Raw genomic sequence first — 23,849 nt, 5'->3', positions numbered from 1 at the left:
TCATTTATATTAAAAAGCCCTTGACCTTCGTTGGTCAAGGGCTTTTGTTTTGATATATAATTAAGCTAGAAATTGCAAAACTATCTTACCCATATGCGAGCTGCTTTCCATCAACTCATGAGCTTTAGCCGCTTCTTCTGCCGGAAACACCTGATGGATAACAGGCTTAATTTTGCCGCTTTCTAAAAACGGCCAGATGTGCTGCCTAAGGGCCGAAGCTATGGCCGATTTAAAAAGGGTATCGCGCGGGCGTAGGGTAGAGCCCGTTAATGTTAGCCGCTTACGCATCACCAACGACAGATCAACCTGTGCATCTTTGCCCTTCATGGTGTTAATCATTACCAGTCGGCCATCCCCGGCCAAAGCTTGCAAGTTGTTTGGGGTATAATCGCCGCCAATCATATCTAGTATCACATCAACACCTTTGCCTGCTGTAAGCTGTTTAATTTCATCTGCAAAGTTTTCCGTTTTATAATTAATCGCTTTAGCGGCACCAAGCTCTTCACAAAAATGGCATTTATCGTCTGAGCCGGCGGTTACATAAACAGTGCAGCCCCAGGCTTTAGCCATTTGTATAGTTGTTACGCCAATACCGCTGCTGCCGCCATGTATTAATAAAGTTTCGCCATGCTGCAAATGGACCCGGTCAAAAACGTTGCTCCAAACGGTAAAAAAAGTTTCGGGTAATGATGCGGCTTCAATCATGGATAAACCTTGCGGAACAGGCAGGCATTGGCCTTCGGGCGCGGTACAATACTCGGCATAACCACCGCCGCTTACCAGTGCACAAACGGTGTCGCCAACTTTCCATTGTGCAACGGCATCGCCCACGGCTGTTATAGTGCCGGCTACTTCCAAACCTGGTATATCCTGCGGCGCATCTGGCGGTGGTGGATAAGCGCCTTTCCGCTGTGCAACGTCGGGGCGGTTTATACCGGCCGCTGCAACTTTAATTAATACCTCATGCGGTTGGAGTATAGGCTCGGGCCGGTCTGCCAGTTGTAAAACATCAGGTTCGCCGGGTTGGGTAATCACAATAGCTTTCATTCAAATACCATTTAGTACTACATAACTACCGCATTAAGTATATGTTTAAATCGCTAAAGTAAATGTTAGCCAAAGTGTCAAAATTTATCATCTTGCTACAGCATTCGCAGAATAAATGCTTCATTTGAAAAAAATTTAAACTATGTCAGTTCAACCCGGCCAACCGGCCCCGCAATTTACTTTGGTAGCGTCTAACCTGAAAACAGTTTCATTAGCTGATTTTAAAGGACAAAAAGTAGTATTGCACTTTTTTCCGCTAGCTTTTACCAGTGTTTGTACCATCCAATTGTGTACCGTGCGCGATCATTTTGGTTACTATGAAGGCGTAAACGCGCAAGTATTAGGCATTTCAGTTGATTCGCCTTTTACATTAGCTAAATTTAAAGAAGAAAATAATTATCAATTTCCTGTTTTATCTGATTTTAACAAAGAAGTATCAGCCGCTTATGGTGCTTTGTATGATGAGTTTGTTTTTGGTTTAAAAGGCGTATCTAAACGTGCAGCTTTTGTAATTGATGAAAACCAACAAGTAATTTATGCAGAAGTGCTGGAATCGGCTGGTGATTTGCCAAACTTTGAAGCTATTGAAGCTTTATTAAAATAAGCAGATATTATATACCAATTTTGCAGCATCATTCGTTTACAGTACAATTGTAAAGCGAATGATGCTTTTTTTATTTAAAAAGCTTTCCTTATCATTGAAAAACATAGCTTAAAGTTAAATTTAGTTAAATGAATAGTTCTTCCTTATTAAGAAGTTTCCTGTTGGCCGGTGGATTAAGCCTGGCCCTAAGTGTACAGGCGCAATCGCCGGTTAAGCCAAAAGATAACTGGCAAAACCTGGATCTGAAAACTGATAGCACTTTTGGTATCAGTACCGAAAAAGCATATGCCGAACTGCTGAAAGGCAAAAAATCGAAACCTGTACTGGTAGCTGTAATAGACGGTGGTGTGGATATTAACCACGAAGATTTAAAGCAAGTGATATGGAATAATCCGAAAGAGAAAGCCGGCGATAATAAAGACAACGACAAAAACGGTTATATAGATGACCTGCATGGTTGGGACTTTATAGGCGGCGCTAAAGGCGATGTGCATTGGGATAACGTAGAAGCAACCCGTGTAGTGCGGGCATATCAAACTAAATTTGCCAGTGCAGATTCTACCAAGTTGTCGGGTCAGGACTTAGTTCAATTCCGCCAATATCAAAGAGCGAAGCAAGAGGTAGCTACCAAGCGTATGCAAGCCGAGCAAAGCCTGCAGGGTATAGGTGGTTTTAAACAAGTGCTGGAAAGCGTGCTGACTAAGATGGGCAATCAAAACCCAACGCTGGCCGATTTTCAAAAATTTGAGCCTGCCGGTGATGCCGAAACACGTGTTGTTGCTGTAGTATCGCAATTGCTGCCACAGTTTAAAGATTTTAAGGATTTAAAGAAACAGGCTATCGACGACGGTTTTGAACACTACGAAGCACAAGCCAAATATCATTATAACATTGATTTTGATCCGCGACCTATTGTAGGTGATAACTATGCCAACAGCAGCGAGCGCAATTATGGCAACGCCGATGTGGCTGGTCCGGATGCAGATCATGGGTCGCACGTGGCGGGTATTATTGGTGCTGTGCGCGATAATAATTTAGGTATTAAGGGTGTCGCTAATAATGTAGTTATCATGTCGGTACGTACCGTGCCTGATGGCGACGAGCGTGATAAAGACGTAGCCAATGCTATTCGTTACGCCGCTGATAACGGTGCCAAGGTGGTTAATATGAGTTTTGGCAAAGGATACTCTTGGGACAAAAAAGTGGTAGACGAAGCAATAAAATACGCTATTAGTAAAGATGTGCTATTGGTGCATGCTGCCGGCAATGATAACCTGAATTTAGAAGTAGAGACCAACTTTCCAACGCCTAAATATTTAGACGGTACAAAAGCCACCGCCTGGATTGAAGTTGGCGCATCAGGTCCGCTGGATGATAAAACGCTGAAAGCATCTTTTTCTAATTACGGTAAAACCATGGTAGATGTGTTTGCGCCGGGCGTGGATATTAATTCTACCGTGCCAGGTTCTAAATACCAGCAAAACAGCGGCACCAGTATGGCATCACCGGTGGTAGCTGGTTTGGCTGCGCTGATCCGTTCATACTATCCTAAACTAAACGCTATGCAGGTTAAAGAGATCATCTTAAAATCGGTAGTAAAAGTTGACCATACCGTTACCTTAAAAGAAGGACAGGCCGAAAGGGAAGTTGCTTTTACTGAACTGTGCAAAACCGGTGGTATTGTTAATACCTACAATGCATTAAAACTGGCTGCTACTTACTAGTTGCAGTTGATTTTCAATAGCAAGAATGTCATCTCGAACGCCAGTGAGAGATCTTTTAGGAGCAAACGGTTAATCAATCGCTCTTAAAAGATTTTTCCTTAGCGTTCGAGATGACATTTTTTTGTTTAGAGAGTGTTAAAGTGAGTATGATGTCACTTGGCTGAATTTTTTTTAAAAATTAATCGTCCAGTAACTCAATCACTTAATCACATCTTTTGTCAAAAACTGCAACTTTATTTAAAAAAGTATTTGCGAGTGTACAGAATGTGACTATATTTGCACTCCGTTTCAGAGAGGACTTGTAGCTCAATTGGATAGAGCATCTGACTACGGATCAGAAGGTTAGGGGTTCGACTCCCTTCAAGTCCACAAAAAATCAAATATAAAGCCTTTCCGTGATACAAACAGAAAGGCTTTTTAAATTTAAAATCAAAGGATGCTGAATTTAGTATTGTTTGGTCCTCCCGGAGCAGGGAAAGGTACTCAATCTCAAAACCTAATCGAAAAGTACGGATTAATTCACCTTTCAACCGGCGATTTACTGCGCAACGAAATAGCACAAGGTACCACATTAGGCCTCGAAGCTAAAAAGCTGATGGATCAAGGTTTGTTAGTTCCTGATGAAGTAGTAATTGGCATGATTAGCAATAAGCTGGATGCGAATCCTGTAGCTAAAGGTTTTATTTTTGACGGTTTTCCACGCACGGTAGCACAAGCAACTGCACTGGATACGCTGTTACAAAGTAAAAACACCGCTATTTCGGGCATGATTGCTTTAGAGGTTAATGATGCAGAGCTGGAAAGCCGCTTATTACTTCGTGGTAAAGATTCTGGCAGACCGGATGATGCTAACCCGGAGGTTATCCGCAAACGCATCCGCGAATACAACGAAAAAACTGCACCTGTAGCCGATTTTTATAAAGGCCAGGATAAATTTACCAGCATTAACGGTATAGGCTCCATCGATGAGATTTTTGCCGCTATTGGTGCTGTTGTAGATAAATATTAATTATAATTCGAGTATCGGGTTTTTTCGATTTCGGATTTAAGCAGGGCTTTACAGAACTGTTTAAATCCGAAATTGTTGTTTTATACGGGTAACAGAAATACAATAACTTACAGAATTCGAATTTGAAAATTCGAAATCCGAAATAGAAAAAAGAAATGTCTCAAGGTTCCAATTTTGTTGATTACGTAAAAATTTGCTGCCGGTCGGGAAAAGGTGGGGCAGGATCTGCGCATTTGCATCGCGATAAACATACAGCAAAAGGTGGTCCTGATGGTGGCGATGGCGGCCGTGGCGGTCATGTTATTGTGAAAGGTAACGCCCAATTGTGGACCTTGCTGCACCTTAAATATCGCAAGCACGTTATTGCCGGTGATGGTGATTCGGGTGGCAGCGCCCTGCGTAGCGGCAAAACCGGTCGTGATGAAATATTGGAAGTGCCCTTAGGTACTATAGCCAAAGATGCCGAAACCGGCGAGGTGATTTTTGAAATTACCCACGATGGCGAAACTAAGGTATTAACCAGTGGCGGCCGTGGCGGCTTAGGCAACTGGCATTTTAAATCGGCCACGCAGCAAACCCCGCGCTTTGCGCAGCCTGGTGAATCTGGTCAAGAGGTTTGGAATATATTAGAATTGAAATTACTGGCTGATGTGGGCTTGGTAGGTTTCCCGAATGCTGGTAAGTCTACTTTGCTATCAGTAGTATCAGCCGCTAAACCCGAAATTGCCGATTATGCGTTTACCACTATTGTGCCTAATTTAGGTATTGTGGCATATCGTGATAACAAATCGTTTGTAATGGCCGATATTCCAGGCATTATCGAAGGTGCGTCGCAAGGCAAAGGGTTAGGATTTAGGTTTTTGCGTCACATTGAGCGTAATTCAGTTTTGCTTTTTATGATACCTGCCGATACTAATCGTAGCATTACGGAGGAATATAAAATTTTACTGAACGAGTTAGAAGTGTATAATCCCGAACTGATTCACAAGCCCCGTGTACTGGCCATCACCAAAAGTGATTTGCTGGACGATGAATTGAAACAGGAAATGAAACAGGAGTTGCCGCCCGATATTCCGGCTGTATTTATTTCATCTGTCGCCCAGCAGGGAATAGATGCTCTAAAAGATTTATTGTGGAAAGAGATTAACCGATAACAAAAAAGAGACACTGATAAGTGTCTCTTTTTTGTTAGTTATTGTGCCGAATATATAGTGTAATCTTCCGTCAGCGCGGTTGTTTTGAAATTTTTGTAGCCAGGAAAGCATTTCATGATAAATTTATCGCGGCCTTGCTCTTCATAATCCGATGGCAGTACAATATATAGTGGTCCTGCGTGGCCTTCATGTAAATAATCATAATAATCAATTTTTACGTCGTGGCCTATGGGTTCAATGGTGATGATGCGATTGTTGTTGATTTCCAATCCAAGGTCGGCACTTACAAATACAAACGTGGCATTCCGCTGCTGCTTGTCTAGTTGCATAATGTAGTTTAATGTAGGCTGGTCAATAAAGCCCTGTGTGAGGCCCGATGTGCCATGTGCAGATTCTTCTTTGTTGTACGCATATTCATCTTTCAACTTATTCAGACTAAACGCCAGTATAAAGACAATCATCAAACCAAAGGCAGCCCTATAAAGAACTTTGGTATTGCTAAGCAGATAAACGATGCCAGGTATAATTAGTAAGCCTACAATACGAAAGTGCCTGCCTTCATATGAGATAGCCAGTTGCCGTAAAAACGCATAGCTGAAAAACAGTACAGATACTACATAAAAAACGGCAATCAAAATAGTATAGTGTCTTTGCGGTATCGTTCTTATCAATTTTACAACCACGAGGATGCTCAGGATAGCCAGCGCCCATATAATAATTAACGTAACCGGTAATGAAAACATGGGCCCATCAGGGTGGTAAATTAAACCATGTGTTAATTCATCTACCGAAAAACCTGATAAAAGAGGTGAGGCCAGCGGAAAACCAAAAGTTTCCCAAGCCAGGCGTATACCAGCATGGGTAGAAGCAGGCGTTTGGCCTTTACTTAAATAAAAAACGTAAATGGCAGCAACAGATAATATAGCCGGTGGAGCCATCCAAATGCCGTTCCTGATCCATTGCCACCAGTTTTTTTCGTAGTACGACAGGTTGATCCATAAGCACAGCAACCCAGACGCATAAATCCACATCATAGAAGATTTACAGAAAAAGCCTGCCCAACCCGATAACAGGATAAATAGCAGCATGCCCACATTTATTTTGCGGAAGCTTAAACAACCGTACAAAAACCATCCGGCATAAGCAAATAACAACACTTCGCCGCCATTATAAAATGAATAAGGTATATAAAAATACTGTTGGCAAACAATTACCGCTACGCTAATGGCTGCTATCAACCGGCTGAAGCCAACTTTTTTAAATAAGTTATAAAAACCTGCTATCCCCAATAACTGGCATGCCGTGACAGTAATTACAGCAGCTTGCGCGGTATTGGTATGAAAAAGCGTTTTAAAAAGGTAAGGTGCAAGATATTGCCCCGGCGACCACCAGGAGATAAACTCTGCCGCGTTTTTGCTAACGTCTTCGGCACTCGGGCCAATCAATAAGTTAAAACCGCCACCCCGCTCCATGCTGCGCATTACTTGAAAGCCCCAGCTGGGGTCGGGAAAAATGGCAGGCGGCCCCATATAACTGATAACACCCAATACAACTGTAAGGGTACTTAGAATATATAAAATTATACGCGGTAACTGTTTTTCTAGGGTAGAGGTCATATATAAAGTTTTGTATATGGCAGCTGCAAAGGTAAGCAATCTGGATTTAATGCGTTTTTGTGTGATTTTTACTGGATAATGCGCCTTTATAAAGCTGACATTCAAACCATAAGCAAGCTTTAATTTTTATATAGTTTTGCAACACAAATACACTATATGAGAATTGCCATTAATGGGTTTGGCCGTATAGGCCGGATCTTTTTACGAAATATATTAAACAAGCCAGGTATTGAAGTTGTGGCCATCAACGATATCACAGACACACGCACATTGGCCCACTTATTTAAATACGATTCTGTGCACCGTGGTTTTAAAGGCGATGTAAGTGCTGAAGAAAATGCTTTGATTGTGAACGGACGTGCAATTAAAGTATTGTCAGAGAGTATACCGGTGAATTTGCCCTGGGCTGAACTGGGTATTGATCTGGTTATTGAATCGACCGGCAAGTTTGCCTCTTTGCAGGGCGGTCAGCAGCACCTGGATGCCGGGGCAAAACAAGTGATTCTATCAGCACCTGCCGGCAGTAAAGGTGTGCCTACTGTAGTGCTTGGTGTTAATGATAATCAAATTGATTTGCGTTCGCCTATATTATCTAACGCATCTTGCACCACCAACAACGTAGCAGCTATGGTAAAGGTATTGGAAGATAACTGGGGCATCACCGAAGGTTATATCACCACTGTACACTCCATGACCGGCGACCAAAACCTGCACGATGCACCGCATAAAGATTTGCGACGGGCAAGAGCAGCGTCGGCTTCTATTATTCCTACCACCACTGGTGCGGCTAAAGCCATCACCTCTATCTTTCCACATCTGGAAGGCAAGCTGGGTGGTGCGGGCATTCGTGTGCCTGTGCTCAATGGTTCATTAACCGATTTTACCTGTAATTTAAAGAAGGAAACTACGGTAGAGGAAATTAATGCTGCCTTTAAGCAAGCTGCCGAAGGTGCCATGAAAAATATTTTGGAATATACCGAAGATCCAATTGTATCTACCGATATTCTGGATAATCCGCACAGCTGCATTTTTGATGCACAGCTTACCTCTATTGTAGGCGGATTAGTTAAAGTAGTAGGGTGGTATGATAATGAAATGGGCTACTCGAGCCGATTGGCGGATTTGGTTGAAAGAATTAAGCAAATAAATTAAAATTAATTACAGTCATACACTTAAATAACTGTGTGTATGACTGCAATTAAACAACCTAATTTTTTACATAAATCACCTGTGCTTTGGCAGTAGCCGGCGATATCTTTTTATCCTCCGAATAATAAAACGATGCAAAGCTGATGATATCGTTTTGACGTGCTAGTATAGCATTTTGCTCGGCAATAGCTAGTTGTGGTGTAGTATATTCTTTTGTAAAAGTGAATGCGCGTTCAATTTTTACCTTTACCTTTTTTACGCCGTTTACACTGGTATCGGCTTTGCCTTTTAATATTACGTTGTTTAAATTCTCATCTACCCAGTTCTTGGTTACGTGGCCTTCTTTAGTAACGGTGGTATAATCAAAAGATGCCAGGGCCGAGCTCGAAAAATTTTCAGTAAGGCGCAAGCCCCAAGCTCTATCATACTCCGATGGATCAACCAGTAAATTAACAGTTTCGTTATAAACCATTTTCAGGGTATTCTTATCAATCAATGTAATTACCTTTTGTACAGGTAATTCGAAACCGACATTATAAGTTAAAGTTGTGTTTACCGATGTGCTTTGCACAGGTACGCTGGTAGCAATATCCCGACTGCTGACGGTTGGTTTCACATTCTTTTCTTTTCCGCATCCCGCCAACATAACTGCTATGAAGCAGCCGCCAATTAATAGTTTCATAAAAATATCTCTCTATATCTGTGTGTATCCCGCTGATAGTATTGCAAGTGCTATGCCCCTATCTTAAGTATTGGGCCTTATGCACTTGTTTATAGTGAGTTTTGAATGTTTATTCACGATTTTATCACCAAAAGTTTTAAAAGCGACGCATATAGTAAAAGATTATGGAAACTTATATTATTAGTTTGAGTACTTATCTTCGCACATTGGGGCGTGTTTTACGCAATTGAAACTTATGGTTAAATTTATTTCAGGCGAAGATGTGCTCGCCATCCGTAATGAAGTTTTAAGGGAAGGCAGGCTGCAGTTGCATGAATGTGTTTTTCCGGGTGATGATTTGCCCGGCGCTTTTCATTTAGGCTATTTTCGGGAGGAAAAGTTGGTTGGTGTCGTTTCCTTTCATCCTCAAATTTATAAAGCCTATGCAGGTCGTGGCTACCAGCTTAGGGGGATGGCTACTTTACCAGCGTACCAAGGTAAAGGCTTAGGCACTCAACTGGTAAACTTTGCCACAGTATATCTTAAAGGCCAGGGCGTAAACTATATGTGGTGCAATGCCCGTAAAGTAGCGGTTAGTTTTTATCAGAACTCGGGTTTTGAAGTAATTTCTGATGAGTTTCAGATTGCAGGTATTGGCCCGCATTATGTCATGTATTTAAAGATACAATAGCTTGTGGTTTATAAGCTATTTTGTTAATACATGTATTGTACGAAATGATTATAAATAAAAAAAGCAACCTTATTGAGGTTGCTTTTTTTATATCTGAACTATCAATTACTGATTGTTCTTTTTCTTGTGTTCTACAATTTTACCAACACCAAAACCAGCGGCACCACCTGCAACACCGCCAATTAGCGCACCTACACCTCTGTTTTTCTTTGTAACCAGTGCACCAGTTAAAGCGCCGGCACCTGCACCTATCAACGCACCGTTACGTGCAGCGTGGCTTTTCTTCTTAGCAGTAGGGTAGTCTGCACTGCTGGCATAACCCGATGTGCCAGTTGATGTTCTTGAGCCGGATGAAGCGTACGATGATCTTGATCTGGACGTAGTAGCAGCGTAAGATGTTTTTGCACGGCGTTGCTCACGTTCACGCTGAGCACCTACGTTTTTTAAGCTATCTTCATAGCGGGCTTTCTTTTCAGCTTTAAAAGCAGCAAGTCCTGCAGTGTCTGCGTTACTAACAGCAGGGCTGTTTACAGTAGCTACCACAGTGGTATCAGATGTATTTTTTGCAACTGTATTAGGGTTTGAGTGACATGCTGCCAAACCAACCGATATGCCTGTAATTATTAACAAACGCTTAGCCTGTATCATAAAAATTGTTTTTAGGTAATGTAAATGAATATATGAATTAAGTAAATAGCAAAGGTTTAATTTACCCTAGCAATTAGTTTGCCAATTATTGAAAATAGTGACAATGTTGATAATATGCTATTTTACAACTTGTTAGTAAGTGTATAATGTTTTTATGTGTCTATTGTAAAAGAAATTGCCTTTGCGGTAACGAGTAGGCAAAGTAAGTAAACAAATACTGATGGTATCTAAAAAAGCACTAAAAACGATAGTAGCGAAACAACCTTCAAAGAATACTTAACATTCACTCACAGTGTATTTAAAACACTTTATTTCAATTTAGCGTTCAGTATTTAAATTTAATTGCTCAATTTGGCAGCATAAATTTGGACCGACATTCAATATCATGAAAACAATAGATCAAATCAGTTTTGCCGGAAAAAAGGCTCTTATCAGGGTCGACTTTAACGTTCCATTGGATAAAGAATATAATATTACAGACGATAACCGTATGACGGCGGCTTTACCAACCATCAAAAAGATTTTGAATGATGGTGGTGCCGTGATCCTGATGTCGCATTTGGGACGCCCAAAAGAAGGTCCGACTGAAAAATATTCCCTGAAACATATTGTACCGCATTTGTCTGATTTGCTAGGCACAGAAGTACAATTTGCCGACGATTGCATTGGTACACAGGCTACCGAAAAAGCTGAAGCTTTAAAAGGCGGTGAAGTTTTACTGTTGGAAAACCTGCGTTTTTATAAAGAAGAAGAAAAAGGTGATAAAGACTTTGCCGAGAAATTGTCTAAACTAGGCGATGTTTACGTAAACGATGCCTTTGGTACTGCACACCGTGCACATGCATCAACTGCCGTTATTGCCCAGTTTTTCCCTGAGTCTAAATATTTTGGTTACCTGATGGGTGCCGAGCTCGCTAATGCCGAAAAAGTACTGAATGGTGCTGCAAAACCCTTTACTGCCATTATGGGTGGTGCTAAAGTATCTGATAAGCTACTGCTGATCGAAAACATGCTCGATAAGGTAGATAACCTGATTATCGGCGGTGGTATGGCTTATACTTTTGCTAAAGCGCAAGGTGGCAACATCGGTAAATCATTGGTGGAAGATGATAAGTTGGATTTGACCTTAAGCTTAATTCAAAAAGCAAAAGATAAAGGTGTAAACCTGTTATTACCAACCGATTCTATCATTGCTGATGCTTTTGCGGCGGATGCCAATACGGATACTGCACCAAACAGCGATATCAAAGAAGGCTGGATGGGTCTGGATATCGGTCCGGATTCTATCGCTGCCTTTACCAAAGTGGTAGAAGAATCAAAAACCATTTTATGGAACGGTCCAATGGGTGTTTTCGAAATGGAAAAATTTGAGAAAGGTACCAAAGCCGTAGCCGAAGCCGTAGTTAAAGCAACTCAAAACGGTGCGTTCTCGTTGATAGGCGGTGGCGACTCAGCCGCAGCAGTAGCCAAGTTCAACCTGGTTGATGGCGTAAGCTATGTTTCAACCGGTGGCGGCGCTTTACTGGAATATATGGAAGGTAAAGAGTTGCCGGGTGTGAAGGCGATTAACGAGTAAGCTATAAATAGCATCTTAGATTTAGAGGCAGTCTGTTATGTTTTATCAACATAACAGACTGCCTTTTTTTCTTAAATTAACGGTAATTAAATCTGTTAATTTTAAATTGAAAATATATTCAGTCATGCCGAACTTGTTTCGGCACCCCACATGCTAAGTAATTAAGCTGATCTCGCAAATTATGCTGCACAAACAAGGGCATGTCTATATTATGTCTAATCAGTATCGTACTACTTTTTATATTGGCGTTACCAGTGATTTAAGAACCAGGATATGGCAACATATCAATGGAGAAGGATCAGCTTTTGTGAAAAAGTACCGCCTATATGATTTGGTTTACTATGAATACTTTGAACGTATTACAGATGCAATTGACCGCGAAAAGCAATTGAAAAACTGGCATCATGCATGGAAGGTAAATTTGATTCAATCTGTTAATGTAGAGATGAAAGACTTAAAACATGAACTGGAACTATAATAAGTCTGATTACCTGTCTTGTGGGGTGCCGAAACAAGTTCGGCATGACAACGGGTAACACTATAGATGCCGCTTTCCATAAAGCTGCCTTTTTTGTATGTTTAGCTATCTTTTATAAAATGAAAAAACTTACTTTCTTCATCATCTGCCTGTTTACCCTGCAGGCATTTGCCCAGCCCGGCAATAGTCCCGACGCTGCTTACGTTAAAGAAAACTATACCAAGTACGAATACCAGGTACCCATGCGCGATGGTAAGAAATTGTTTACCTCAGTGTATGTGCCTAAAGATCAAACTAAAAAATATCCTTTTATGATGGATCGTACCTGTTACAGCGTAGCACCGTACGGAGCAGATAAGTATAAGACGTCCTTAGGCCCGTCGCCACAATTTTCGCACGATGGTTATATTTTCGTGTATCAGGATGTGCGCGGTCGCTGGATGAGCGAAGGTATTTATGAGGAAATGACGCCCGAGCTGGAAAATCATAAATCGAACAAAGATGTAGATGAAGGCACCGATACTTACGATACTATCGACTGGCTGCTTAAAAACATTCCGAACAACAATGGTAAAGTAGGGGTTTGGGGCATTTCCTATCCTGGTTTTTACACCACCACAGCCTTGCTAAGCCGTCATCCCGCACTGGTGGCTGCGTCGCCGCAAGCGCCTATTGCCGATTTGTATCGGGATGATGCATTTCATAACGGCGCTTTTATGTTGGTGGCCAACTTTGGCTTTTATCCGGGTTTTACCAATCGACAGGATGATAAGCCTACCCAACGCAGGGGAAAGGAATTTGATCCGGGAACGGAAGATGGTTATGACTTTTTCCTGAAAATGGGTTCCATGAAAAACAGCAACGATAAATATTATAAAGATACCATCCGTCTGTGGAACGAAATGCTGGATCACCCAAATTACGATCAGCACTGGAAAGATCGCAATGTGCTTACCCATCTGCACGATATTAAAACGGCTACCCTGGTAACCGGCGGGTGGTATGATGCAGAGGATTTATATGGCGCTATTAATACCTATAAAGTACTTACCCAAAAAAATCCGAATACACCTGTATACTTTGCTATGGGCCCTTGGGTGCATGGTGGCTGGGCGCGTGGTGCCGGTGATCATTTGGGTGATGTGGATTTTGGCGGCCCGACTGGTCCGTTTTACCGTGAAAAAATTGAGTTTGCCTTTTTTAGTCACTACCTGAAAGGTACGCCGCTGGATATGCCCAAAGTATCTACTTTTGAAACCGGCGTTAACCAGTGGAAAACTTACAACACTTGGCCGCCTAAAGAAACAGAAGAAAAGAATCTATACTTTTTGCCTGGTGGAAAACTATCTTTCACTGCACCGACCGAGGCAAAGGAAACTTATAACGAGTATGTGTCCGACCCGGCCAACCCTGTACCTTTTGTAAACCGCAAAAGCATGGATATGGACCGCGATTATATGACGGCCGATCAACGTTTTGTAGTCCAGCGCCCCGATGTGCTGTCCTACCAAACCGATGTGCTGACTGACGATGTAACCCTGGCCGGTAACATCTGGGCTAACCTTAAAGTATCCACCACCGGTACCGATGCTGATTGGGTGGTAAAAGTAATTGATGTTTACCCCGACACTGCCCAAAATAACAAGTGGACCACCAAAGGCACGCAAATGGCGGGCTACCAACAAATGGTACGCAGCGAGGCCATGCGTGGTAAATTCCGCACCGGTTTTGATAGACCTACCGCCTTTGTACCCGGACAGGTATCGCCCGTAAACTTTGAATTGCAGGATGTGCTGCACACCTTCAAAAAAGGTCACCGCATTATGGTGCAGGTACAAAGCACCTGGTTCCCGCTTATTGATCGCAATACCCAGCAGTTTCAGGATATTATGAAAGCTAAAGATACTGATTTTAAAAAGGCTACCCATCGAGTGTATACCTCTAAGGTGCATCCAAGCTTTTTGAAGGTGAGGGTAATGTAATGACAGCAAAACAACAAGAAGCTGTTTGGATATTTCATGGTGCAGGCGCAAGATTTTCAAGCGGCGTATTTACGTCGCTTGAAAAAGCCCGGCATTGGATATCAAAGCACAAACTAAGTGGAGTACTAACTGAATATCCATTAGATGAAGGTGTGTATGATTGGGCGATTCAAAAGGAATTGTTTGAGGTGAAAAGTATTAAATATCAATCTGCACAATTTATACAAGCTTTTAGTAGTGCAAGTCAAGAGCACTATCATTTTGTAGATGGTAATATTGAATGAGCCTAATGTGAAAAACGGTCTTTATCATCAGCTTTTTGTTATGCTCAACTTTGTTATCATCGCTATAACAGCAGGTGAACTGGAAGCTAGTGGGCTATCATTTAACTTACTGTCTATAATCTGGATACTCACTTTGGCTGTACTGTTGTATGTGATAAACTGGATTTTTAATAAGTTTAACTTAAGTTTCAATCAAGCTTGGCAAATTTTATTACAATATGCTGTAACTTTTATTTTAGTACATTTTGTATTGTTGATTGTTGTATTAAAAAGGCTAAGCATAGGGGAAGTAGCACAAGTATATTTTAATGAAGATCTTTCAATGCTCTTCATTATTCCTTACATAATAAGTATTGTAATTACATTAGTGGCGTATTGGTGGCTACAGTTGAATGTGCATGCACAAGAGTGAGCAGCTAAGTTAACGTAGCGCTAATTTACAAAGTGCTATTTTTGTCTTTCGAAGTTTTGTAAAATATTAATGGTTGTTTAAATTGTATATTTAGCCAACCATTATTATCTTCCATGAAAAAAAGCATTATTCTCTTATGCGCATTGGCATGCTGTGCTGCTGTATTGAAAGCGCAAAGCTCGCAGACCGGCCTAGGTTACATTAAACTCAACCATGTAGCTTTACAGGTAAAAGATATTCCCACAAGCCGCAGCTTTTATCAAAATGTGGTTGGCCTAAAGCTTATTCCCGTACCAGATAGCCTGAAAAATACCCGTGCTTGGTTTGATGCCGGCAATGGTCAGCAAATACATTTGCTTAATGGTCGTAATTTTACTGTAGCCGATGACCGTAACGGCAGTCATTTCGCCATGTTTGTAGATGATATTAAAAAAGCAGAGGCTTGGCTGATTAACCAAAAAATTAAATACCACAAGCAGGTGCGCTTTGATGGCGTGGTACAAATTTACTTCGCCGACCCGGACGAATACTTAATTGAATTGCAGCAAAAGCGGTAGCAAGTATTAAACTGTCAGCATTCCACGAAAGCCCCTGGCTGCATAATATGACTCAGCCCCATTGTGATAGGTAAATACATTATCGTAACGCCTGTCACAAAAAAGAGCACCGCCAAGGTTTCTAATAGTATCAGGAGTTTTCACCCAGCTGGATGTTTTTAAATCGAATTTGCCTAACAGTTGAAGCGTCGCATATTGCTCAACTGTTAAGAGTTCAATGCCCATAGCAGCGGCCATATTCATGGCACTGTCGGCGGGCTTATTTTCCTTTCTTGCTTCCAGAGCTTTGTGGTCATAGCAAATACTTCTGCGTCCTTTGGGGCTTTCTGCCGAGCAGTCATAAAAAACGTATTTACCTGCTACAGTATCAATGTCCACAACATCAGGTTCGCCGCCGGTATTCTCCATTTCAGCAAGCGACCGAAGTTTTTCGGGATGAGCTTCCAGTTTGGTTTGTACTTCCGTCCATTTCAAGTTTGGATGGCGGTTCATATTTTTTTCAAAGCGGGCTTTTAGTATGGCTAATAAATCTTTCCGCTCCAACGGCGATGATGTTTTAGTATTCATTGTGACAGTGTTTATGTTTTAATCTAAATACAGCTTATCCCATCAACTCTTTCATCAGTTTGTTAAATTCTTCGCGCAGGTTGGTCAGTTCTTCTTCCAAATGTGCAACCCTGGCTTCCAAAGCAGTAACTGATGAGCCCGAAGGTAAAGTAGTTTCCGGCTCGTCATCCTCTGATATGTCCAGTGTTTCGCCCAGCAGGTGCATATACCGGGCTTCTTTCTGTCCGGTGCGGCGGGGCAACAGCGTAAGGTAAGGTATGTCGCCGCTACTCAGCTTTTCCAATGCCTGCTGTACATCATCCAATGATTCAAACTCGTATAACCTGCCCGAGTTGGTATTGATCTCGCCCGGTGTTTGTGGTCCGCGCAACAGTAATAAACATATAATAGCTACTTCGGATGGAATAACTGGAAACGCAATGGCAAAATTATGCTTGTATTTGGTAGCCCGGCTGGATCCGCCGGTGGCTGTTGATATCAGCCCTTTCTTTTTCAATGTGTCAAGCGTGCGTACTACGGTGTCATCATCATAATTAACCACAGGTTTGCGTGCCGATTTTTGGTTACAGGCTGTTACCAATGCGTTAAGAGTTAACGGATAATATTCGGGGGTAGTGCGGCTTTTCTCCATTAATGCGCCTAGTACGCGTATTTCTTCGTTAGTAAGTTTAGGTAAGCTTTCCATATAGTTGGCTAAAATAATTATTCATCCGTACAAAATGCACTGCGCGCATTTCTTGAGTGGTTGATTGTAACGTGTTGAATTTATTCAAATACTACCGTTTTATTCTTGTATACAAATACCCGGTCGTTAAAAACCAGGTTCAGGGCTTTGGCCAACACCGAAGTTTCAATTTCACGGCCGGCCTTAACCATGTCAGCAGCAGTATACGTATGATTTACCGGAATAATCTGCTGCGCGATGATGGGCCCTTCGTCTAAATCATTCGTAACAAAGTGAGCGGTAGCGCCAATCAGCTTCACGCCCCGTTCATAGGCCTGCCGATAGGGACTGGCACCCACAAAAGCCGGCAAAAAAGAATGGTGAATATTAATCAGCTGCATCGGATACCGCGCCACAAACTCGGGCGAGAGTATCCGCATAAATTTAGCGAGTACCACATAATCGGGTTGGTAAGTGGCTACACTCTCTGCAACACGTTCCTCAAATTCAGCTTTGCTGTAATCATTATGTGATATCAAAATAAAAGGAATGTCAAAACGCAGGCAAATATCCCGTAAAGTATCATGGTTGCCAATTACGCATTGTACCTGTGCACCTAAAGTGCCAAAATAATTGCGCACTAAAATATCTGCCAGGCAATGATATTCTTTGGTCACCAATACTACAATTCGCTTTTGTGGCTGCGGATCAATCTGAATATGGGCATTATCAGGTAATATCTGTTTTAACTCCTGTCTTAAGGCTTCATTATCAGCTATCTCTTCAACTTCTAAGCGTATAAAAAAGCGGTTTTCGGCTTTATCTACATATTCATCCATTGAAACAATGTTGAGTGAATGTTTTGCCAGCACACCCGAAACGCCGGCTACTAGTCCCACCTCATCTCGGCATTGTATTATAATGATCATATGTTGGGTAAGATAAATATAATTTATAAAAGCTTTTACCCTATGAATAGTGTAGCAGTGTATTAAACTTATGCGTAAAGGCTAAAAATATATCCTTACATGTTTAAAAAGCTATTCCTAATTATAAGTGTATTGTGCAGTATGGCCTGCAATAAATCAGGCTCAAGAAAGCCTTGTGCTACACAGGTGTGTACTCTAGAGTTTCAGTCGGTGGTAGTAAAGTTTGTGGATAAGCAGGGGCAGCCAGTTGTTGTTCAAAATTATCGTGCTGTTAACTTGACTACCGGTAGGGCGGTTAGTGGAGCAGGAGCTATTGATGCCGTTAAGAAACCCGGATATTATACTGTTATAAATGACAGTAGCATTGAACAATTATCTGGTTTAGGCAATGATATACAGGTAACGGCTGTTAATCCTGCTACAAATCAATCACTTACTGCTAATTTTGAAATTTCGGGTGGCAAATGTGCCTGCCATATAAATAAAATTTCTGGTCCGGAGCAGGTGGTTTTTTTCGAATAACGTCATGATCGTTCAAATTAATCTATCTTATAATGTTAATGTTTTAAAAATAAATTAACCGATTTAACTATATATTTAGAACCTGAAAATATAATTTAATTTGAAAACAGCCTGGTGCCAGCCAGGCTGTTTTTGTTTGGTGGGAAAAAAAGTTTTTAACATTCATGTTAATAACTTTTTGGTGGAGAAAAGTGGAGGAAAGTGGAAATTCTGTGTTACTTTTACATTTGAATTTTACCCTAGTTGTAAATATGTCTCACTTTTTAGGTGAATTTGAGTGTAAACTGGATGCCAAAGGGCGGATGATGATCCCGGCGGGCCTCAAGAAGCAGCTTCCCGAAGCTGAGCGTGAGGGCCTTGTGATCAACCGTGGCTTTGAGCGTCATCTAGTTATATACACCCGAAAAGAGTGGGACAAGATTGTTGACGACCTGAGTAAGCTTAACCAGTACGAAAAAAGAACCCGCGAGTTTATCCGCTATTTTACCCGTGGTGCTACCGAGCTAACGCTGGACGCCTCTAACCGGGTGAATTTGCCCAAAGCTTTGTTGGAATATGCCGGAATATCATCAGATGTAGTACTGGCTTGTCAGTTTAATAAAATAGAGGTGTGGGATCAGAAAGCGTACGATGAGCAAATGGACAGCGTACCCGAAAACTTTGCCAACCTTGCCGAAGAGGTAATGGGTGGTTTAGGAAGGAGGGATGGTGAGTAATTATCATAACCCGGTAATGCTGCAAGAGTGTATCGAGGCATTGGCTATTAAGCCCAACGGTACTTATGTGGATGTAACCTTTGGTGGCGGCGGTCACTCGCGCGCGATATTGAAACATTTGGATGAAGGCGGTCGGCTGATTGCTTTTGACCAGGATGCGGATGCACAACAGAATTTGATTGAAGATGAACGCTTTGAGTTTGTGGATCAAAATTTCCGCTATCTCAAAAACTTCTGCCGTTTGCATGATGCCGTTCCGGTAGATGGTATACTGGCAGATTTGGGCGTGTCGTCTTACCAGTTCGATCAGGCCGATCGTGGTTTTTCTATCCGCTTTGATGCCGAGCTGGATATGCGTATGAATCAGTCGTCGGAACTTACTGCCAAAGAGGTAGTAAACAATTACGCCGAGGCAGATTTGCATCGCATTTTTGGCGTTTACGGTGAAATTCAAAATGCCAAGTCGCTGGCTAAAACTATTGCTACGGCCCGCTTAAACGGCCCGATCAATACCATAGCCGATTTGAAAAATATCATTCAGGGCTTAATACCCCGTGGAAAAGAAAATAAATACCTGGCGCAGGTTTTTCAGGCGTTGCGTATCGAGGTAAATCAGGAACTGGAGGCTTTGAAAGAGTTTTTAACACAAGCCGCCGATGTGCTGGCACCAGGCGGCAGGTTGGTGGTGATGTCTTACCATTCGTTGGAAGATAGGTTGGTAAAAAACTTTATCGCCAAAGGAAAATTTAGCGGAGATGTGGAGAAAGATTTTTACGGAAATGATCAAAAACCTTTAGAAGCGGTTAGTCGCGGTGCGATTACAGCAACTGAAGATGAAATAAAAGAAAATAATAGGGCCCGGAGTGCTAAACTAAGAATAGCTGTAAAAAGATGAGTAACCGTTTACGTACAGAAATTCAGGAAGAGGAATTGGAAAGAGAGGTTGTAGTGAAAGAACCTTCGGTTGACGAAAACCCGGAGAGTTTCTCACTAAGCAGCCTTCTGAGCAATAGTATTGTGTCTACCGATTCGGTAACCAAGGCTTTGCCATTTTTATTTTACCTGGCTTTTTTAGGTATGGTGTATATCGGTAACCGTCACCTGGCCGAAAACAACATCCGCAGCATTGATAAACTGAACAAAGAAGTAAAGGAGTTGAGCTGGGATTACAAAAGCACCAAAGCCGATTTAGCTTACAAAAGTACCTTAACCGAAGTGGCTAAACGTGCCGATACTTTAGGCATCAGCGAGGCTGTTGAACCACCGCAAAAACTGATAGACGAGGAGGTAAAGCCATGAATATCAGAACCAATATATTACTGCGCGTGTACCTGGCCTTTGGCTTCATAGTGGTGCTTGCATTTGCTGTGTTTTTTAAAATGTGCCAGCTGCAGTTTGTGCAAGGTAAAAAATGGAAAGCCATGGCCGATAGCTTGTCTACCCGTTATGTAAACGTAGATGCAGCCCGCGGCAACATTTTTTCGGTTGATGGCAGCTTGCTGGCTACATCTGTGCCCGAGTATGAGTTGCACATGGATATGCTGGCTGGCGGCATCGAAGACGATAAGGTGTTTTATGACAAGGTTGATTCCCTCGCTATGAAACTGTCTCAGTTTTTTGGTGATAAATCTGCCCGTGAGTATTCTGCTATTCTACGCGAGGCGCGTCGTGACAGTTCAAGGTATCAATTAGTGCGCCGCAAGGTTTCTTATCAGGATCTGAAAAAAATTCGCAAGTTCCCGATTTTTAATCTGGGTAAATACAAGGGTGGGTTAATTGTTATTCAGAAAAACAAACGCATCCTGCCTTTCCGTACGCTGGCTATGCGTACCATAGGTTATAAAAATGAAAACGTTAAAAATCCGGTAGGCTTGGAAGGTGCTTATGCCGATTACATCAACGGCGAAACCGGCAAGCGCCTGATGCAGCGTATAGCAGGTGGCGTGTGGATGCCGGTGAATCAGGATGATGAAATTGCACCTAAAGATGGTGCTGATATTATATCAACTATCGATGTTAATTTTCAGGATGTAGCACAAAGCGCATTGGAAAAGCAACTTATTAAAAGCAATGCCGATCATGGTACGGTCATCTTAATGGAAGTTGCTACCGGCGAAGTACGTGCTGTAGCCAACTTTACTAAAGTAGAACCGGGTGTATATAAGGAAAAGTTTAACTATGCTATCGCCGGTAACCAAGATCCGGGTTCTACTTTTAAAGTAGCTTCATATATGGCCTTGTTGGAAGATAAAATGGTGGATACCAGCACCCGTGTGGGTACTGGTACTTACAAAATTCCGGGCCATACCATAAAAGATTCGCATGGCAGCATTGGTGTTGTCAGCGTTAAAAAGGCGTTTGAAGAGTCATCAAACGCCGCTGTAGCTTACCTGGTAAACAAAGCTTATCATGATGATCAGGCCAAATTTACCGACCATTTATATGATTGGCACTTGAACGAGAAAATGGGTTTACAAATTCCCGGTGAGGCGCAGCCGGTCGTTAAAAATCCGAAAAACACCAGCTGGAACAAAAATATGACCCTGCCACAAATGGCCTATGGTTATGAAATGCAGCTTACACCGCTTAAAATGCTAACGTTTTACAATGCTATCGCCAACAACGGTAAGTATGTAACACCAATTTTTGTGCGCGAAATCAGGCGTTTAGGTAACACCGTTGAACGTTTTCAGACCCGTGTGGTAAACGAAAAAATTTGCTCGGATGTAACTCTGAGTAAAATGAAAGGCATGTTGGAAGGGGTTGTAGATGAAGGTACAGGTAAAAGCATTATTTACAATCCGCTGTATAAAGTAGCAGGTAAAACCGGTACGGCCCAAGTGGCTGATGCTAATCGTGGTTACCGCGCCAAGTTACAGTATCAAGCTTCATTTTGCGGGTATTTCCCTGCTAATAAGCCAAAGTATTCTCTAATTGTGGTGATCAATGACCCTAAGAACGGGTATTATGGCGCAACTGTAGCCGGCCCGGTATTTCGCGAAATTGCCGACCGGGTGTACGCCAGCGATCTGGAAATTCATCAAGACCAGCCTACGCATTACGTAGGTAATACACAACTGCCAAAAATTAAAACCGGCAACTTTAAAGCGTTGCAGCAAGTGTACACAAAGCTGGGTGTAAAGCCGCTTTATGCTTCAAACACCGCTCGTAACGTAGATACCAGCAACGGTATTCCATCACAAGAAATGAAGTTTAAGCCTGGCACGGTGCCTTCGGTAACCGGTATGGGTTTAAGCGACGCATTATATGTGCTAGGCAATGCCGGATTTAAAACCACGGTACGCGGCGCTGGAGTAGTAACCAAGCAGTCGGTAACCGGTGGTAGCATTATCCCTAAAGGGTCAAGAATAATAATTGAACTAGAATGAAGTATTTAAGCGACATCATAGAAGGCCTGGCCTTTACCGAACTGCAAGGCAGCGCTGATGTGGAAATCACAGCAGTGGTTTTTGACTCGCGCAAGGTTTTACCGGGTTCGTTGTTTGTGGCTGTACGTGGTACCGCTGTTGACGGGCACGACTACATTGAGCAGGCTGTTGCTGATGGCGCTATCGCAGTTATTTGTGAAGACCTGCCCGGTCATACTATAAACGAGGCCGACTTTTTAATGGTAGCTGATTCGGCTGCTGCACTGGGTTTAGTTGCCGCTAACTTTTTTGATAATCCTTCGCAAAAATTAAAGCTGGTGGGCGTTACCGGAACTAACGGTAAAACTACTACGGCTACGTTATTATATCAATTGTTTCGCGACTTGGGTTACAAATGCGGATTGCTTTCAACCGTTGAAAATCAGATCAACGGTCAGGTTATTCCGTCAACCCATACCACGCCCGATCCGGTTGCGCTGAATGCTTTGTTAGACGAAATGGTAGCCAAAGGCTGCGATTATTGCTTTATGGAAGTAAGCTCGCATGCTGTGGCGCAGCACCGTATAGATGGTTTAACCTTTGCCGGCGGCATTTTCTCAAACCTAACACACGATCACTTAGATTATCATAAAACTTTTGATGCATACCTGAAAGCTAAAAAGGGCTTTTTTGATGCATTGCCGAAAGGTGCCTTTGCATTAACCAACGTTGATGACAGAAACGGCAACGTAATGCTGCAAAACACTAAAGCCACCAAAAAGACCTACGGCCTAAAAAATATGGCCGACTTTAAGGTAAAGATTTTGGAAAACCAGTTTGGCGGCTTGCTGCTAAATGTAGATGGCGAAGAAGTGTGGTTTAAGATGGTGGGCAGCTTTAACGCTTACAACCTGTTGGCTGTATATGCAACGGCTATGTTGTTGGGTCAGGATAAAAGCAAAGTGCTGACTAGTCTAAGTACCTTATCGGGTGCCGAAGGTCGCTTTGATTATGTAATCGCACCTAACAAAGTAATTGGTATTGTAGACTATGCCCATACGCCTGATGCTGTGCAAAATGTATTGAGCACCGTTCATGATATCCGCAAAGGTACCGAACAGGTAATTACAGTTATTGGCTGTGGTGGTGATCGTGACAAAACCAAACGCCCGGTAATGGCCAAAGTTGCCTGCGACTGGAGCGACAAAGTGATTCTCACTTCGGATAATCCGCGGTCAGAAGATCCTGCACAGATTATTAGAGATATGGAAGCCGGCGTAGACCCGTCATCCAAACGCAAAACCATCAGTATTACCGACCGACACGAAGCTATCAAAACAGCTGTACACTTAGCACAGCCCGGCGATATCATTGTGCTGGCGGGCAAAGGTCACGAAAAGTTTCAGGAAATTAAAGGCGTGAAAAATCACTTTGACGATAAAGAAGAGTTGTTGAACAACTTTAAAGAACTGGCTAATTAAAAATTAAAAT

General features: G+C 42.3%; 25 protein-coding genes and 1 tRNA gene. 19 read left to right on the top strand and 7 right to left on the bottom strand.

Annotated elements, in window-relative coordinates; all coding sequences use genetic code 11:
• Positions 1 to 60: 60 nt before the first annotated feature.
• Positions 61 to 1,047, bottom strand: a complete 987-nt coding sequence (locus tag GPM24_RS02190; protein ID WP_158825100.1) for an NAD(P)H-quinone oxidoreductase — start codon at positions 1,045 to 1,047, stop codon at positions 61 to 63.
• A 142-nt stretch (positions 1,048 to 1,189) separates the two neighbouring features.
• Here GPM24_RS02190 and GPM24_RS02185 point away from each other — a divergent pair, with 142 nt between their 5' ends.
• The 5 genes from GPM24_RS02185 to obgE all read left to right on the top strand — a co-directional run bounded on the left by GPM24_RS02185 (position 1,190) and on the right by obgE (position 5,538).
• Positions 1,190 to 1,651, top strand: a complete 462-nt coding sequence (locus GPM24_RS02185) for a redoxin domain-containing protein (RefSeq protein WP_158825099.1) — start codon at positions 1,190 to 1,192, stop codon at positions 1,649 to 1,651.
• Positions 1,652 to 1,779: 128 nt separating this feature from the next.
• The gene (locus GPM24_RS02180; RefSeq protein WP_158825098.1) at positions 1,780 to 3,375 is read left to right on the top strand and encodes a S8 family peptidase; all 1,596 of its coding nucleotides are present in this window, start codon (positions 1,780 to 1,782) and stop codon (positions 3,373 to 3,375) included.
• 295 nt (positions 3,376 to 3,670) lie between these two features.
• Positions 3,671 to 3,744: transfer RNA gene (locus GPM24_RS02175), tRNA-Arg, on the top strand.
• A 67-nt stretch (positions 3,745 to 3,811) separates the two neighbouring features.
• Positions 3,812 to 4,384 carry an adenylate kinase gene (locus tag GPM24_RS02170; protein ID WP_158825097.1) on the top strand — a complete coding sequence of 191 codons (573 nt, stop codon included), beginning with the start codon at positions 3,812 to 3,814 and terminating at the stop codon, positions 4,382 to 4,384.
• 155 nt (positions 4,385 to 4,539) lie between these two features.
• Positions 4,540 to 5,538 (top strand): GTPase ObgE, encoded by a 999-nt coding sequence (obgE, locus tag GPM24_RS02165; RefSeq protein WP_158825096.1) that lies wholly within the window; start codon positions 4,540 to 4,542, stop codon positions 5,536 to 5,538.
• 38 nt (positions 5,539 to 5,576) lie between these two features.
• Here obgE and GPM24_RS02160 read toward each other — a convergent pair whose 3' ends face one another.
• Positions 5,577 to 7,154: a hypothetical protein gene (locus GPM24_RS02160; RefSeq protein WP_158825095.1), complete on the bottom strand. Its 1,578-nt coding sequence runs from the start codon at positions 7,152 to 7,154 to the stop codon at positions 5,577 to 5,579.
• 156 nt (positions 7,155 to 7,310) lie between these two features.
• On the opposite strand from GPM24_RS02160, the gene gap reads away from it, so the two are divergent.
• Entirely contained in the window at positions 7,311 to 8,306 is a 996-nt protein-coding gene (gap, locus tag GPM24_RS02155; RefSeq protein WP_158825094.1) for a type I glyceraldehyde-3-phosphate dehydrogenase, read from the top strand.
• A gap of 55 nt (positions 8,307 to 8,361) precedes the next feature.
• Here the strand turns inward: gap and GPM24_RS02150 are convergent, their stop codons facing one another.
• Entirely contained in the window at positions 8,362 to 8,985 is a 624-nt protein-coding gene (locus tag GPM24_RS02150; RefSeq protein ID WP_158825093.1) for a hypothetical protein, read from the bottom strand.
• A 235-nt stretch (positions 8,986 to 9,220) separates the two neighbouring features.
• Here GPM24_RS02150 and GPM24_RS02145 point away from each other — a divergent pair, with 235 nt between their 5' ends.
• Positions 9,221 to 9,655 carry a GNAT family N-acetyltransferase gene (locus GPM24_RS02145; RefSeq protein WP_158825092.1) on the top strand — a complete coding sequence of 145 codons (435 nt, stop codon included), beginning with the start codon at positions 9,221 to 9,223 and terminating at the stop codon, positions 9,653 to 9,655.
• A 105-nt stretch (positions 9,656 to 9,760) separates the two neighbouring features.
• On the opposite strand, the gene GPM24_RS02140 is transcribed toward GPM24_RS02145, so the two are convergent.
• The gene (locus GPM24_RS02140; RefSeq protein WP_158825091.1) at positions 9,761 to 10,303 is read right to left on the bottom strand and encodes a glycine zipper domain-containing protein; all 543 of its coding nucleotides are present in this window, start codon (positions 10,301 to 10,303) and stop codon (positions 9,761 to 9,763) included.
• A 385-nt stretch (positions 10,304 to 10,688) separates the two neighbouring features.
• On the opposite strand from GPM24_RS02140, the gene GPM24_RS02135 reads away from it, so the two are divergent.
• From GPM24_RS02135 to GPM24_RS02110, 6 genes are all read left to right on the top strand, one after another.
• Positions 10,689 to 11,879 (top strand): phosphoglycerate kinase, encoded by a 1,191-nt coding sequence (locus GPM24_RS02135; RefSeq protein WP_158825090.1) that lies wholly within the window; start codon positions 10,689 to 10,691, stop codon positions 11,877 to 11,879.
• 181 nt (positions 11,880 to 12,060) lie between these two features.
• The gene (locus tag GPM24_RS02130) at positions 12,061 to 12,357 is read left to right on the top strand and encodes a GIY-YIG nuclease family protein (protein WP_158825089.1); all 297 of its coding nucleotides are present in this window, start codon (positions 12,061 to 12,063) and stop codon (positions 12,355 to 12,357) included.
• A gap of 119 nt (positions 12,358 to 12,476) precedes the next feature.
• Positions 12,477 to 14,339, top strand: coding sequence for a CocE/NonD family hydrolase (locus GPM24_RS02125; RefSeq protein ID WP_158825088.1), 1,863 nt, complete (start codon positions 12,477 to 12,479; stop codon positions 14,337 to 14,339).
• Positions 14,339 to 14,623, top strand: a complete 285-nt coding sequence (locus GPM24_RS02120; protein ID WP_158825087.1) for a DUF7710 domain-containing protein — start codon at positions 14,339 to 14,341, stop codon at positions 14,621 to 14,623. Before GPM24_RS02125 ends, GPM24_RS02120 begins: the two co-directional genes overlap by 1 nt.
• A 7-nt stretch (positions 14,624 to 14,630) precedes the next feature.
• A complete protein-coding gene (locus tag GPM24_RS02115; protein WP_158825086.1) occupies positions 14,631 to 15,035 on the top strand; it encodes a hypothetical protein in 405 nt (134 codons plus the stop codon).
• A 113-nt stretch (positions 15,036 to 15,148) separates the two neighbouring features.
• Positions 15,149 to 15,592, top strand: coding sequence for a VOC family protein (locus GPM24_RS02110; protein WP_158825085.1), 444 nt, complete (start codon positions 15,149 to 15,151; stop codon positions 15,590 to 15,592).
• Between the two features lie 6 nt (positions 15,593 to 15,598).
• Here GPM24_RS02110 and GPM24_RS02105 read toward each other — a convergent pair whose 3' ends face one another.
• The 3 genes from GPM24_RS02105 to purU form a co-directional block, all read right to left on the bottom strand.
• Complete coding sequence (locus tag GPM24_RS02105; RefSeq protein ID WP_158825084.1) at positions 15,599 to 16,159, bottom strand: DUF4256 domain-containing protein; 561 nt, start codon at positions 16,157 to 16,159, stop codon at positions 15,599 to 15,601.
• A 34-nt stretch (positions 16,160 to 16,193) separates the two neighbouring features.
• Complete coding sequence (locus tag GPM24_RS02100; RefSeq protein WP_158825083.1) at positions 16,194 to 16,844, bottom strand: YceH family protein; 651 nt, start codon at positions 16,842 to 16,844, stop codon at positions 16,194 to 16,196.
• An 80-nt stretch (positions 16,845 to 16,924) separates the two neighbouring features.
• A complete protein-coding gene (purU, locus tag GPM24_RS02095) occupies positions 16,925 to 17,752 on the bottom strand; it encodes a formyltetrahydrofolate deformylase (protein ID WP_158825082.1) in 828 nt (275 codons plus the stop codon).
• Positions 17,753 to 17,893: 141 nt separating this feature from the next.
• On the opposite strand from purU, the gene GPM24_RS02090 reads away from it, so the two are divergent.
• From GPM24_RS02090 to GPM24_RS02065, 6 genes are all read left to right on the top strand, one after another.
• Positions 17,894 to 18,274 (top strand): hypothetical protein, encoded by a 381-nt coding sequence (locus tag GPM24_RS02090; protein ID WP_158825081.1) that lies wholly within the window; start codon positions 17,894 to 17,896, stop codon positions 18,272 to 18,274.
• A gap of 251 nt (positions 18,275 to 18,525) precedes the next feature.
• Positions 18,526 to 18,990, top strand: coding sequence for a division/cell wall cluster transcriptional repressor MraZ (gene mraZ, locus GPM24_RS02085; protein ID WP_158825080.1), 465 nt, complete (start codon positions 18,526 to 18,528; stop codon positions 18,988 to 18,990).
• Positions 18,980 to 19,885 carry a 16S rRNA (cytosine(1402)-N(4))-methyltransferase RsmH gene (gene rsmH, locus GPM24_RS02080; protein ID WP_158825079.1) on the top strand — a complete coding sequence of 302 codons (906 nt, stop codon included), beginning with the start codon at positions 18,980 to 18,982 and terminating at the stop codon, positions 19,883 to 19,885. Before mraZ ends, rsmH begins: the two co-directional genes overlap by 11 nt.
• Positions 19,882 to 20,289, top strand: a complete 408-nt coding sequence (locus GPM24_RS02075) for an FtsL-like putative cell division protein (protein WP_158825078.1) — start codon at positions 19,882 to 19,884, stop codon at positions 20,287 to 20,289. The genes rsmH and GPM24_RS02075 overlap by 4 nt, the downstream gene beginning before the upstream one ends.
• Complete coding sequence (locus tag GPM24_RS02070) at positions 20,286 to 22,379, top strand: PASTA domain-containing penicillin-binding protein (RefSeq protein WP_158825077.1); 2,094 nt, start codon at positions 20,286 to 20,288, stop codon at positions 22,377 to 22,379. The genes GPM24_RS02075 and GPM24_RS02070 overlap by 4 nt, the downstream gene beginning before the upstream one ends.
• The gene (locus GPM24_RS02065; protein WP_158825076.1) at positions 22,376 to 23,839 is read left to right on the top strand and encodes a UDP-N-acetylmuramoyl-L-alanyl-D-glutamate--2,6-diaminopimelate ligase; all 1,464 of its coding nucleotides are present in this window, start codon (positions 22,376 to 22,378) and stop codon (positions 23,837 to 23,839) included. Before GPM24_RS02070 ends, GPM24_RS02065 begins: the two co-directional genes overlap by 4 nt.
• Positions 23,840 to 23,849: the final 10 nt, after the last annotated feature.

It is taken from the genome of Mucilaginibacter lacusdianchii (assembly GCF_009770985.1).
GTDB lineage: Bacteria > Bacteroidota > Bacteroidia > Sphingobacteriales > Sphingobacteriaceae > Mucilaginibacter > Mucilaginibacter lacusdianchii.
This window is presented reverse-complemented; position numbering and strand designations above follow the sequence as displayed.